This window comes from Serratia sp. CY27727 (assembly GCF_052169275.1).
GTDB lineage: Bacteria > Pseudomonadota > Gammaproteobacteria > Enterobacterales > Enterobacteriaceae > Serratia > Serratia sarumanii.
The window spans coordinates 1-12977 of the sequence record NZ_JBJNLB010000004.1; the positions used below are offsets into that span (position 1 = coordinate 1).

At 59.0% G+C, this 12977-nt stretch carries 9 protein-coding genes and 1 riboswitch; of the genes, 7 read left to right on the top strand and 2 right to left on the bottom strand.

All coding sequences use genetic code 11. The features are described from left to right. Positions 1-250: 250 nt before the first annotated feature. A riboswitch (M-box (ykoK) riboswitch) is annotated at positions 251-424 on the top strand. Between the two features lie 77 nt (positions 425-501). From ACJ8HB_RS12645 to ACJ8HB_RS12660, 4 genes are all read left to right on the top strand, one after another. Next, the gene (locus tag ACJ8HB_RS12645) at positions 502-1524 is read left to right on the top strand and encodes a magnesium transporter (protein WP_033653108.1); all 1023 of its coding nucleotides are present in this window, start codon (positions 502-504) and stop codon (positions 1522-1524) included. A 140-nt stretch (positions 1525-1664) separates the two neighbouring features. Next, a complete protein-coding gene (gene mgtS / locus ACJ8HB_RS12650) occupies positions 1665-1748 on the top strand; it encodes a protein MgtS (RefSeq protein ID WP_369803928.1) in 84 nt (27 codons plus the stop codon). A 109-nt stretch (positions 1749-1857) separates the two neighbouring features. After that, entirely contained in the window at positions 1858-2037 is a 180-nt protein-coding gene (locus tag ACJ8HB_RS12655) for a hypothetical protein (RefSeq protein ID WP_033634607.1), read from the top strand. Between the two features lie 26 nt (positions 2038-2063). Continuing rightward, positions 2064-3440: a cation diffusion facilitator family transporter gene (locus ACJ8HB_RS12660; protein ID WP_047567368.1), complete on the top strand. Its 1377-nt coding sequence runs from the start codon at positions 2064-2066 to the stop codon at positions 3438-3440. On the opposite strand, the gene ACJ8HB_RS12665 is transcribed toward ACJ8HB_RS12660, so the two are convergent. Further along, positions 3383-4228 (bottom strand): inositol monophosphatase family protein, encoded by an 846-nt coding sequence (locus tag ACJ8HB_RS12665; RefSeq protein ID WP_047567369.1) that lies wholly within the window; start codon positions 4226-4228, stop codon positions 3383-3385. The two genes, ACJ8HB_RS12660 and ACJ8HB_RS12665, sit on opposite strands and share 58 nt — an antisense overlap. Before the next feature lie 178 nt (positions 4229-4406). Between ACJ8HB_RS12665 and ACJ8HB_RS12670 the strand changes: the two genes are divergently transcribed. Beyond that, positions 4407-7511: an efflux RND transporter permease subunit gene (locus ACJ8HB_RS12670; protein ID WP_047567371.1), complete on the top strand. Its 3105-nt coding sequence runs from the start codon at positions 4407-4409 to the stop codon at positions 7509-7511. A gap of 22 nt (positions 7512-7533) precedes the next feature. Next, the gene (locus ACJ8HB_RS12675; RefSeq protein ID WP_047567372.1) at positions 7534-8166 is read left to right on the top strand and encodes a TetR/AcrR family transcriptional regulator; all 633 of its coding nucleotides are present in this window, start codon (positions 7534-7536) and stop codon (positions 8164-8166) included. Positions 8167-8354: 188 nt separating this feature from the next. On the opposite strand, the gene ACJ8HB_RS12680 is transcribed toward ACJ8HB_RS12675, so the two are convergent. Next, positions 8355-10085 carry an ABC-F family ATP-binding cassette domain-containing protein gene (locus tag ACJ8HB_RS12680; protein WP_047567374.1) on the bottom strand — a complete coding sequence of 577 codons (1731 nt, stop codon included), beginning with the start codon at positions 10083-10085 and terminating at the stop codon, positions 8355-8357. Positions 10086-10535: 450 nt separating this feature from the next. On the opposite strand from ACJ8HB_RS12680, the gene ACJ8HB_RS12685 reads away from it, so the two are divergent. Continuing rightward, the gene (locus ACJ8HB_RS12685; RefSeq protein WP_170943487.1) at positions 10536-12965 is read left to right on the top strand and encodes a DUF3772 domain-containing protein; all 2430 of its coding nucleotides are present in this window, start codon (positions 10536-10538) and stop codon (positions 12963-12965) included. Positions 12966-12977: the final 12 nt, after the last annotated feature.

The following is a 12977-nucleotide window of genomic DNA, read 5'->3' on the forward strand; positions in this document are numbered from 1 at the left end:
ATTTCCTTCTTACTTGTGGTGAGTAAGCTGGAATATTCCGGCATGGGTTTCCTTCAGGCTAGAGCCTCACAGGTTCAATCACCACCTCCTTAGGAGGTGGTTTAAGGCTTACAATAAAAGCGGCTGATTTATATCAGCCGCTTTTATAGATTCGTGTTTAATAACATTATCCTAAATACTCCATAAACGACGGGCAATCTTTTCTTCCCGCCGGATAAAACACCGCCTATACTGCGCCGGTAGTTTATATGCAGTATCTCGTTTGGCGAGGCTCCTATACAAACACAGGTTACTGATCTGACGACATCGAGAGATGCCCAAGGTTAAGACAGGCTTTATCGGATTAAGGTTCAGCCCAAAGTAACTTCCGAGCAACAATTCGGATACGTTGTATAGTGCTAAAACCTGGACGCGGAGATAGGCAGTCTGCACTCCCCCTCTGTGGTTACGCCCCTATGCGATTCGCTGTTGAAGTTCAAAACAGAAATAGGGACTGACAAAATGATAAAGTCACATCAACACTATTCTTCTCCGGCGCTGAGCGCGACTGAAACTCTCGACGAGACATCGGTCGCCGGCTATATGAACGCCGATTTTATTACCGTTCCCGCGACGATGACGGTCAATCATGCCCGGGAATATTTACTTTCACAGCTTAAAACGGACGAAATTCCCACCCGGGTATTTATTACCGCGGACGATTATCATCTGCGCGGCACGCTGTCGGTGAAAAAACTGCTGCAGTGCGACGAGCAGGATAAAGCGGTCGGCGTGATGATGGATCACAGCTATTTTCAGGTTTCACCCGACGACGATCGTAACGACGTGGCGCATCTGCTCGGCAAGGGCGGCCTGGACGTGGTGCCGGTCGTGGCGAACAACACGCTGGTCGGCGTGCTGGGGGAGCGAGAGATCGCCCGGTTGGTCGAGGCTGAAAACACCGAAGACGCGCAGCGCCAGGGCGCGAGCCTGCCGCTGGACAAGCCTTATCTGGAGACCAGCCCGTGGGCGCTGTGGCGCAAACGCTCGGTGTGGTTGCTGATGCTGTTCGTCGCCGAGGCTTACACCGGCAACGTGCTCAAGGCGTTTGAAGAGCAACTCGAAGCGGCGATCGCGCTGGCGTTCTTTATCCCGCTGCTGATCGGCACCGGCGGCAACAGCGGCACCCAGATCACCTCGACGTTGGTGCGCGCCATGGCGCTGGGCGAGGTCAGCCTGCGCAATCTTGGCGCGGTGATCCGCAAAGAGGTCACGACCTCGCTGCTGATCGCCGTCACCATCGGCCTGGCGGCCTGGGTGCGCGCCTGGATCATGGGCGTCGGCATGGAGGTGACGCTGGTGGTCAGCCTGTCGCTGGTGGCGATCACCGTGTGGAGCGCGATTGTCTCGTCGATCATTCCGATGCTGTTGAAACGGCTCGGCATCGATCCGGCGGTGGTGTCGGCGCCGTTTATCGCCACCTTTATCGACGGCACCGGCCTGATTATTTATTTCAAAATTGCCCAGTACGTTTTGGGGATTTAAACGGTTCCCGCTCTAAAAAGGGCGGGAGTGTGACAAAAAAGAGGAGGGCGTTAAAAAATATGGATACCGACCAACCCCGATATTTAACGCGAGGGGCTTTTATCGATAACATTTAACCTGAGGAAAAAACAATGGGAAACATGACTATTTTTATGGGATTCCTGGCAATGATCAGCTCACTGGGCCTGTTGGCGGCCTATATGAGCACCAAATGGGATGATTGATGAACGCAAAAGATCCGCCTAGATGCATCCTCCCCGTAACCGTTATTTATTATGGGGAGGATTTTTAGCGGCGCGCCGAACGCGCGGCCTGATACGGGAGTTGATAATAATGACGATTCTTATTCTGGGATTGCTCTACGCCATTTTAATGATCTCGGTGGGCGTTAATGAGATTTATTTTTATTCCACCGGGAAATCCAATTTTCTTACTAGCCTCATGCTGACATTCTCTGGCAGTATGCTGCTGATCGCCGTTGTCTGGCAATTATCCTCTAAAATAAAAAAATAAATCACCGTCCGAATGTGAGCAGCATAATGCAGAATGAAAAACAGGCCGTGGCCAGAAACTCGATGATCGCCAGCGGGTTACTGGCCACGGGCAAATTTGTCGCCGGCATTTTTACCGGCAGTATTGGCCTGATATCCGAAGGGATCCACTCTTTCACTGATTTTATCGCCACCAGCATCACCTGGCTGGCGGTGCGTATCAGCGATAAGCCCGCCGATGACGATCACCACTTTGGCCACGGCAAGGTGGAAAACCTGGCGGCGCTGTTCGAGGTGCTGCTGTTGCTGGGCGCCGCCGGTTGGATTGTCTATGAGGCGGGCAGCAGCCTGCTCGGGCAGCCGCATGAGATCGTCGCCGCGCCGGTGGTGATCGCGGTGCTGTTGATTTCCATCTGCGTCGATTTCTTCCGCGTGCGGGCGCTCAACCGCGTCGCCAAAGCGACCGACAGCGCGGCGCTGGAAGCGGATGCGCTGCATTTCTTCTCCGACATGCTTTCGTCCGGCGTGGTGCTGCTGGGCATGGTGTTTGTGCTGCTGGGCTTTGGCCGCGCGGACGCCATCGCCGCGCTGATCGTCGCCGGCTTTATCTTTGTCGCCGCGATCAAACTGGGTAAACGCTCCTTCGATTCACTGATGGATGCCGCGCCGGCCGGGGCTACTGAGGCGATCCGCGCCACGCTGACGCGTTTTCCGGCGGTGCTGGCCTGCGACAGCGTGCGCATTCGCAATGCCGGCGCGGTGCTGTTCGTCGAGATCACGGTGGCGGTGTGCCGCACCTTGCCGCTGGAGCGCATCGACGCGCTGAAGCAAGAGATCGTCGAGCGACTGCGGAAGCACTACGCCAGGGCGGAATTCACCGTCATCGCGGTGCCGCAGACCCGCAGCGATGAAGACATGGCGACGCGCATTCGGGCGATCGCCGCCAACCACGGCGCGCAGGTACAGAATGTGACCTTGCAGCAGCTGCCGACGCGCATGGCGATCGGCATGGATTTGGCGGTGCCGGCCAACGCCAGCGTGGCGCAGGCGCATGACATCGCCACGGAGATAGAGGGGATCCTGCGCCAGGCGATCGGTAAAGACACCGAGATAGAGACGCACCTGGAGCCGCAGACGCCGCACTGGCTGACCAGCGAGGATGTCGAGGCGACGGAGCTGGCCGATATTCGGCGGATCCTGCAGTCGGCGCTGGAGCGAGGGGAGAACGTGCAGGACGTACACAACGTCCGCGCGCGCAAGAGCGACGGCGGCATCATCGTCAACTTCCACTGCCGGGTGTCGCCGGCGGTGACCATCGCCGCCGCGCACGATGCGGTCGATCGGGTCGAGCGCCGGCTGCGCGCGCTTTATCCGGCCATCACGCGCGCGATAGGGCACGTCGAGCCGATCAAGCCCGGCATATGAATCAGCTCGGCCAACTGCGGGTAGAGCGCCGCGTTGGCCAGCAGCAGCGGGTTGCCGCGTCGCAGCCCGTCGTTGTGCATAAAGTCATTCGCAACGCCGCCGGCTTCGCGCGTCAGCACCCACCCAGGCAGGCTGTCCCAGGCGTTCATATGCGGTTCGTAATAGCCCAGCAGCCGTCCGGCGGCCACCTGGGCGGTCATCAACGCGCCGGAGCCGCTGCGCACGAACATCCCGCCCGCCTGCAGCAGGCGACAAAGAAAGCCGCTGAATTCCGCCGCCGAGGCGCGCGGGGAAATCCCGACGCCCATCACGCCATCCGCGACGCTGCGCCCGGCATGCACAGCGATCGGCTCCCCATTGAGAAAGGCGCCGCCGCCGCGACAGGCGCGGAACATCTCGCGGTGGTTGGGATCGTAGACCACGCCTATCGTCGGCTCGCCGTCGATCACCACGCCTATCGCGATACACCAGGTATGCAATCCGTTCAGGAAGCAGGCGGTGCCGTCAATCGGATCGACGACCCAAATGCAGGCGGCATTCTCGCCGGCGCTGCCGCTTTCCTCGCCGAGAAACCCGTCCTGGGGAAAACGGCGGCTGATCATGCGGCGGATTAGCGCTTCGACGCGGCGATCGGCCTCGCTGACCACGTCCTGCAGCCCCTGTTTGAAGTCGACAGCCAGGCTTTGCCGCCGTTGATAAAAGCTGAAGGCGAGATCGGCGGCGGCGCGGGCGATCTCACGCGCGAAGCGGTAGCGCGCCTCGATGTCCCGTGGGGAAAGTGAAGTCATGGCGGCAATGTTCCGAACAAAGTTTAGCGTGCAGGGTGCCATAGTCAGATGACAATACGGTGTTGATTCCTGCTTGATTTCAGATTTGATTTAATTTATTTACTTTACTGTAAAGTAATTGGAGTCATTAGATGCATCATCAAAGCATCCGTAAGCGAGATAATCAGAGGAGTCAGGCATGCTAGCGCATTTTTTCGTCTTTCGACCGGTATTTGCGGCCGTGCTGGCCATCTGCATTATGGCGGCGGGCGCACTGGCGCTCTGGACATTGCCGGTTGAGCAATATCCCGACATCGCCCCACCTGGCGTCACGGTGACCGCCAATTACCCCGGCGCTTCGGCCAAAACGGTAGAGGACAGCGTAACTCAGATTATCGAACAGCAAATTAAAGGGATCGATGGCCTGTTGTATTTCTCATCAACCAGCAGTTCGGCGGGTCAGGCTCGCATCAGCCTTAGCTTCGAACAACAAACCGACCCGGACATTGCTCAGGTTCAAGTGCAAAATGCGGTCAATCAGGCAACGTCGCGATTGCCGCAAGAAGTGCAGCAGCAAGGGATAACGGTGACAAAATCGCAGGGCGATAGCCTAATGGTAGTCGCCCTGTACGACACGCAAGGCCGCATGGACAGCGTTGATATTAATGATTTTCTGGTCAGTTCGCTGCAAGATCCGCTGAGCCGGGTGGATGGCGTCGGGGAGACGACGGTATTTGGCGCTCAATATGCGATGCGCGTTTGGCTCAATCCGATCAAGTTGAGCGGTTATGGCCTGATGCCATCTGACGTGCAAGCCGCGATAGAAGCGCAAAATGCCCAGGTCACCAGCGGTGAGATCGGCGCATTGCCTACGATGGATGGCCAGGCGCTGAACGCGACCGTGACCACGCAATCGCGGCTGGAAACGCCGGAGCAGTTTGAGAATATTATTCTGCGCACCAATACCGACGGTTCGGCGGTGTATTTGCGCGATGTTGCGCGCGTGGAGATCGGTGCGGAAAACTATCAAAACCAAACGCGCCTCAACGGGTACCCAGCGGCCGGCATATCGATTCAACTGGCTTCCGGCGCCAATGCGCTGGAGGTTGCCGAACGGGTGCGGGCTGAAGTGGAGCGCATGGCGCCGCAGTTTCCGCCGGGGCTGCAGGTGGCTTATCCGCGTGACAGCACGCCGTTCGTACTGGTGTCCATTGAAGGCGTCGTGCAAACCTTGTTGGAAGCGATCGCGCTAGTGATTGTGGTGATGTATCTGTTTTTGCAAAATTGGCGCGCCACATTGATCCCCGCCATTACGGTACCCGTAGTGCTGCTCGGCACTTTCGGCATTTTGGCGCTGTTGGGTTACAGCGTAAACACCTTGACACTGTTCGCCATGGTGCTCGCGATCGGCCTGTTGGTGGATGACGCGATAGTGGTGGTTGAGAACGTTGAGCGCGTGATGGAGGAAGCGCAATTGCCGCCGCGCGAGGCGACGTTGCATTCGATGCGGGAGATCAATGGTGCGCTGATCGGCATCGCGCTGGTACTTTCGGCGGTATTTGTTCCGATGGCATTTTTCGGCGGTTCAACCGGCATAATCTACCGACAGTTTTCCATCACGCTCGTCGCTGCGATGGTGCTGTCGGTGTTGGTGGCGTTGACCTTGACGCCGGCATTGTGCGCCGGTTTGCTAAAACCGTCGGTGCAGCGGCCGCGCAGCCGCTTTTTTCGCGGCTTTAACCGCCTGGTGGAATACGGACAGCGGCGTTATGGGTTGGGATTGAACCATGTGATGGCGCGCAAAGGGCGTTTTTGCATGTTGGCGCTGCTGCTGGTCGGTTTCATGATCTGGCAATATCTGCGGATGCCTACCGGTTTTCTCCCAGTCGAGGATCAGGGCTCGGTAATGGTCCAGTTTTCTCTGCCGCCAGGCGCCCCGATGGCCAGAACGCAACAGACTGCTGACGCTATCGTCGACTATTTCATGACCGCAGAGCGGGATAACCTGAATGTGATCTTCATGGTTGTCGGGCGCAATAACGCCGGCAGTGGTCAGAATGTCGGCATGGCGTTTGCCGAACTTAAACATTGGTCGCTGCGCAGCGGTAATGAGAATAACGCGCTGGCGATTATTAGCCGCGCCAATCGCCATTTCAAAAACTATCGCGACGCGCAGATCAATGTGTTGTCGCCGCCGGCGGTGCGCGGATTGGGGCAGTCCAGTGGATTTGAACTGTGGTTACAGGATCAAAACGGCGTTGGGCATGACGCACTGCAAGCTGCGCAGAGGCAAGTGATCGCCGCCGCTGCCGAAGATCCGTTGTTAACGGCGGTACGCATCAATGGCCTCGAAGATAAAGCACAATTGCAGGTCGATATCGATCAGCAAAAGGCCAGCGCACAAGGGCTGCAGCAGGCTGACATCACCAACACGCTTTCTGCCGCCTGGGGGGGCGCTTATATTAACGATTTTATCGATCGCGGCCGCGTAAAGCGGGTCTACATGCAGGGGGACGCGGCCTGGCGATCGGCGCCGGATGATATCGATAATTGGTTCGTACGTGGTGAAAGCGGCAGCATGGCGTCCTTTGCCAGCTTCGCGACTACGCGTTGGCTCTCAGGGCCACAAATGCTGCAGCGCTTTAACGGGCTGTCGGCCACACAGTTACAGGGGACGGCAGCCGAGGGCGAAAGCTCCGGCACCGCGATGGCGCGTATGCAGAGCATCATCGGCGGTGTAGACGGCTACCGCCTTGAGTGGAGCGGGCTCTCATATCAGGAGCAATTGGCCGCCGGGCAAACATTGCTGGTGTATCTGGCTTCGGTGTTGTTCATTTTCCTCTGCCTGGCCGCGCTGTACGAGAGTTGGTCTATCCCATTGTCCGTGATGCTGATCATTCCCCTCGGGATTATCGGAGCCGTTGTCGCCGCGCGCCTTGCGGGGTATGAAAACGATATTTACTTCCAGGTGGGAATGTTGACGACGATTGGCCTGTCGGCGAAAAACGCTATCCTGATCGTCGAGTTTGTTGAAACGCGGCTCAAAGCGGGATCCGCTTTGTTGCAGGCGACCCTGGAAGGGGCGCGACTGCGTCTGCGGCCCATCGTGATGACCTCATTGGCGTTTGTCGCGGGTGTGATCCCCCTGGCGCTTTCTGTCGGTGCCGGGGCCGCCAGCCGGCGCGAAATCGGGATTGCGGTGATCGGCGGCATGATTTCTGGCACACTGCTGACATTATTGTTCGTACCGTTGTTTTTTGTTCTGACCAAACAAGGGTTGGCACGACTTAAGGCGCGAAAATGAGCCTCTGGGCTGGAGAGAGAGCATGATCAACCGCCAACCGGGACGGCCGATGAAGGCCAGGCCACGGATACTGGAAACCGCCTGCATTCTGTTTTTGCAGCAGGGCTTGGATATCTCGTTGGACGAGATAGCCAACGAGGCGGGAACCACCCGTCAAACCTTATATAATCACTTCCCGAGCAAAGACGCCCTGGTGCTGGAGACGTTCAACCATCTTATCGAGAAGATGCAGCCGCCGATCGCCGCCATTTTGGCTCAGGAGAGTATGGATTTACCGCAGGTGCTGGCGCGTTTCGCTTCGGTGGTGCAGGCGCATTTTTTCAGCGTTGATAACGTGCATTTTCAGCGGCTGATGGTGCAACTGCTGTTGCAGAAACCTGAGTTGTACGCCACGTTGCGTGAACGCAATGCCGGAAGGGTGCTGCAGGCATTTGTGAAAATGTTGGAACAGGCGCGGCAACATGGGCAAGTCCAATTTGCTGATGCGCAGCCTCAGGCTATGGCATTTCTGGGCGCGGTGATGGGGTATCCGTTGCCGGCGGCTCTGTTATCCGACCAGTGGCCGACGCCGGAACAGTTGCAACAGATGGCCGAAGCGGCTATCACCGCGTTTCTTTTAGCCTGGCGATATTCGCCGCCTGCCATTACCGAATAACGAAAGGGAACGTGATCCTGGCGCTTTGCTGCATACGCAGGGCCACGGCCGGTATCGCCGCCCGCGCGGATTATCCTGGCTGGCCGACAGTGACCAGCAATCGGGATGCCGTGCGAACCAAGGGAAAGCGACAAGCGGCTTTCCATCAATACATCAATAAACAGGCCGCCGTTCGGCGGCCTGTGGGGTTAACCCAGATTCAACCGGGCGGTGATGTCGGCAATCTCGCGGCGCCAGCGCGCCTGCAGCGCCGGTTTCTGGTGCTTGGGCTTGCGCGCCAGGTCGTCCTCCAGTTTGCTTTCTAGGGCCAACAGCGCGGCCAACAGCGCTTCTTCGTCTTCCAGCCGCTCGTGCGGCGTCGGGCCGTCTGCGGTGGCCTTGCCCGCCGTCGGCAGCGCCGGCGTTTCGCCCGCCAGGCGCTGATACACCGGCGCCAGATCGTGCCACTCTTCCAGTTTTTGCTGGTCGATCAGCCAAAAGCGGTTGCAGCTTTGTTCGATCAGCATCCGGTCATGGGTGACCAACATGACGGCGCCGGCGAACTGGCGCAGCGTTTCCGCCAACTCTTCTTTGCCCGCCATATCCAGGTGGTTGGTGGGCTCGTCCAGCAGCAGCAGCGAATGGTTGGCCAGCGTCAGGCCGACGAACAGCAGCCGCGAACGCTCGCCGCCGCTCAGCGAACGGATCTGCTGATGATGGCGCAGGTAAGGGAAGCCGGCTCCGATCAGCGCCATTTTCCGCTGTTCCTCGGTCAGCGGCGCAAACTGCGCCAGCGCTTCGCTCAACGTGTCTTCATCGCGCAGCTGTTGCAGGCTCTGATCGTAATAGCCGATGCGCACGCGCGGGTGGAAGATCGCCGGGCGTTCCGTGGGCTGCTGATACGCCTGCCACAGCAAGCGCAGCAGCGACGATTTGCCGCAGCCGTTGCGCCCGACGATGGCGATGCGATCGCCGCTTTTCACCCGCAGATGTGCCAGGCTGAACAGCACCGGCGCCTCCGGCGCCGGGCGCACGGCCCATTGCGGCAGCGCCAGCAGGCGATCGGCGTCCAGCGCCTCTCCCTGCAGTCGCAGCCGCCACGGGCTGCCGGCGGTCAGGGTGGTCTGTTCTTCCTTCAACCGATCGACGCGCTTTTCCATTTGCTTGGCTTTGCGCGCCAGATCTTCGTTGTCATAGACCTTGCCCCAGGTCGCCAGACGTTTGGCGCTTTTTTCCACCCGGTCTATCTCTTTTTGCTCGGCCCGACGGCGGTGCTCGTCCGCAGCGTCCTGTTCTGCCAGCGCCTGACGTGCGGCGGAGCAGGGCAAGCGGAAAAACTGCAGCGTTTTGTCGCGCAGGATCCAGGTACAGTTGGTCACCTGATCGAGCAGATAGCGATCGTGCGACACCAGCACGAAGCTGCCGTTCCAGCTGCGCAAGAACTGCTCCAGCCACAGCAGCGTGGGCAGATCCAGGTGGTTGCTGGGCTCGTCGAGCAGCAGCAGATCGGGCTGACGGATCAGCGCGCGCGCCAGCAGCAGGCGGGTGTGCTGGCCGCCGCTGAGGGTGCCGGCGGTCAACGTCCAGCTCGCCGGTTCAAACCCCAGCTCGGCGAGCAGCGCTTCACAGCGCCAGCGTTCGCTGAGGTGTTGGCTCGCCGGAAGCCGCGCCAGCACCGCATCCAGCAGAGTGCAGGCGTGCAGCTCGGGCGGCAAGTGTTGTTCGATGCGCGCCATCAGGCATTGTTGTGACAATGTCACCGTTCCGCTGTGGATGGGCAGGGCGCCGCTGAGCAGTTGCAGCAGGGTGCTTTTGCCGCAGCCGTTGTCGCCGATCAAACCGATGCGATCGCCTTTTTTCAGGGTGAAGGAAATCTCGCTCAGCAGGACGCCGAACGCGTTGTCGTAACCGACAGATTGTGCAGACAGTAGTGTGCTCATTGCTTACTCAAGAGTTACAGGCATGACAATGCCTATCGTCAAACATCGCTGACGACAACCCGGTAAGCCGGAGGGAAGATCCTGGATTTTAGTAAGCTTCGCTCAAGCTGGGTTATCGCAGCACGATACCGGTAATGCTTGAGCGGCGACGATTACCAAAGAAGTGTGAGTGAAAAAACAATTCACACGTCAGCATAGTAAGTCTCCTTTTATTGGTTGCAGGTTAATCGGTGGCTGGAGTATAGAGCGCCTTGTGCCGTATCGCCAGTGTAAAAGCGCCTGAATAATCAGCAGGCTAAGGAGGGCGCGCGCGCGTGGCACACAATGGGAATAATTACTGTATTTCGGCCGACATTAAGCAGCTATTATAATTAGCGTTTATGGTTAAGCGACGGTTCATCCGCCGCCTGTTCGTCTGTCTATCAGATAATGATGCTGAGCACTGAATTTATGTTAAAGCCTCGCCCGTTCCTGCTGTTGTTGTTATTGCTGTTTGGTTTGCAACTGACGCCGTTCGGCGCCGTCGCCGCCGCCCAGGATGATCCCGCCGCCGAAAGCGCGCCCGATCCCGCTACGCAGCTGAAAGCCGCGCAAAAGCAGTTGGACAGCATGAAGCAGCTGGTTTCCAAAGCGACCACCGATACACAGCTCAGCAAACTGCGGCTGGCGACCGACGATCTGGTCGCCAGCATGGAAAAGCTCGCCACCGATCTGCAGCCCGAGCAGGACAAACTGAAAGCGCAGCTGGACGTCCTGGGGCCGGCCCCGGCGGCCGGCGCGCTGCCTGAAACCCCGGCGGTGGCCCAGCAGCGCAACGCGCTGAACAACAGCAAGAAACAGCTGGACGATGCGGTAAAACGCGCTCAGGCCATCAAGACCAGCGCCTTCGAGCTCGGGCAACAGATCGGCGATCTGCGCCGGGTGGCGTTTAAAACCCAGCTGGCGCTGAATACCGGCAGCATTCTGGGCATCAAATTTTGGGCGCCGGTGCTGCAGCCGTCCGAAAATGACGTGCAGCGGTTGGATCAGTTCAACGCCGAGATGAAAGCGGCCTGGGATGCCAGTTGGCAGGAGGAGTGGCGTTACGGCACGCTGGCGTTGTTGGCGCTGGCGGTGATTGTCTGGTCTTGGGGGCGCTATTTCTCCGAGCGTTTCCTCGCTTGGGTCAGCATCCGTTTCCTGCCGGACGGGCGTCTGCGCCGCAGCTTTATGGCGCTCGTCACCGTGGTGGTGACGGTGATCACCACCTCTATCGCGCTGAACCTGCTGTATTACGTCTTTGTTCGCGTGCAGCCGCTGCCGGTGATGCTGGAGGACTTCGCCGAAGGCTTTAACCGTCTGGGGATTTTCTGCGCGCTGATCGCCGGGCTGGGGCGTGCGGCGCTGTCGCTGAATCGCCCATCGTGGCGCTTGGCTTCCATGGATAACGAGGTGGCCGCCGGGCTGCGTTACTTCTCGCCGCTGCTGGCCGGCCTGGCGTTGGCATTCGGCACCGTGGAGCTGATCAACAACGTCGTCAGCGCCTCATTGGCCACCACCATCTTCGGCAACGGCCTGGTGGCGGGGCTGATCGGCATGGTGCTGCTGGCGGCGCCGCTGCGCGGCCAGCGCATTCGGCGCCGGCTGGAACAGCAGGGCGCGCACCTGGAAAAACGCACGCTGGTCAGCGGGCTGGTGCACCTCGTCACCCTGGTCTGTTCGGTGGTGATCCTGTTTTCCCTGCTTATCGGCTACATCGCCTTCGCCCGCTTCCTGACCTACCAACTGATCTGGGTGGTGCTGGTGCTGATGGCGTTCTATTTTATGGTGCTGTTCGCCACCGATTTGTGCGCCGCGCTGTTTTCGCCGCAGACCGTCAGCGGCAAGATGCTGAAAAAAACGCTCAGCTTCAAGGATCGCCATTTGGAGCAGATGGCGATCATCACCACTGCGCTGGCCAAATGTTCGCTGTTGCTGTTGATGATTGTCTCGCTGTTCAACGGCTCGTTCGGCAGCACCACGCCGGGTTCGCTGATGGAGAAAATCGTCTCCATCCTGACCGGTGAAGGCTTGCAGCGTTTCAACATCGTGCCCGGCAACCTGCTCAACGCCGTGATCTGCCTGGCGATCGGCATCTATATTCTGCGCGCGGTGCGGCGCTGGCTGGGATCTGAACTGCTGCCGAAAACCATCTCGGACGTCGGCATTCGCGCCTCGCTGGTGACGCTGTTCAGCAATATCGGCTATGTGCTGGTGATACTGATCACCCTGGCGGCGCTGGGCATCCAGTGGAGCAACCTGGCGTGGATCGTCAGCGCCCTGTCGGTCGGCATCGGTTTCGGTTTGCAGGAGATCGTGAAGAACTTTATTTCCGGCCTGATCCTGCTGACCGAGCGCCCGGTGAAGGTGGGGGATATGATCGGCATCGGCGGCGTGGAAGGCGACGTGCGGCGCATCAACGTGCGCGCCACCGAAATCCAGCTCAGCGACCGCTCCACCATGATCGTACCGAACTCGCAGCTGATCTCGCAGAACGTGCGCAACGCCACCATGGGCAACGCGCAAGGGGTGGTGACCATCGCGCTGACGTTTCCGACCGACATTGATCCGGAGCAGGTGCGCAATATTCTGCTTAACGCTTACCACGAATACGAAAACATCCTGGAAACGCCGGCGCCTTACGTGCGCTTCAGCCAGCTGGGGCCGGACGGCATTATCCTGAGCGTGACCGGCTATGTGCCGAGCCCGCGCATGGTCGGCGCGACCAAGAGCGAACTGCTGTTCAACATCCTCAAGCTGCTGCGCGCGCAGCGTGTCAGCCTGTCCAGCCCGCAGGAAGTGGTGTTTATGAAGCAGCAGGCGACGCGATATCAGGCCGACGAAGAGGAACACTCCTCCTAGCTCAGCCCTGAG

Coding starts and splice junctions, on each gene's coding strand:
- ACJ8HB_RS12675 (WP_047567372.1), top strand. CDS start 7,534: ATGATCAACCGCCAACCGGGACGGCCGATGAAGGCCAGGCCACGGATA.
- ACJ8HB_RS12670 (WP_047567371.1), top strand. CDS start 4,407: ATGCTAGCGCATTTTTTCGTCTTTCGACCGGTATTTGCGGCCGTGCTG.
- ACJ8HB_RS12655 (WP_033634607.1), top strand. CDS start 1,858: ATGACGATTCTTATTCTGGGATTGCTCTACGCCATTTTAATGATCTCG.
- ACJ8HB_RS12680 (WP_047567374.1), bottom strand. CDS start 10,085: ATGAGCACACTACTGTCTGCACAATCTGTCGGTTACGACAACGCGTTC.
- ACJ8HB_RS12660 (WP_047567368.1), top strand. CDS start 2,064: ATGCAGAATGAAAAACAGGCCGTGGCCAGAAACTCGATGATCGCCAGC.
- ACJ8HB_RS12645 (WP_033653108.1), top strand. CDS start 502: ATGATAAAGTCACATCAACACTATTCTTCTCCGGCGCTGAGCGCGACT.
- ACJ8HB_RS12665 (WP_047567369.1), bottom strand. CDS start 4,228: ATGACTTCACTTTCCCCACGGGACATCGAGGCGCGCTACCGCTTCGCG.
- ACJ8HB_RS12685 (WP_170943487.1), top strand. CDS start 10,536: ATGTTAAAGCCTCGCCCGTTCCTGCTGTTGTTGTTATTGCTGTTTGGT.
- mgtS (WP_369803928.1), top strand. CDS start 1,665: ATGACTATTTTTATGGGATTCCTGGCAATGATCAGCTCACTGGGCCTG.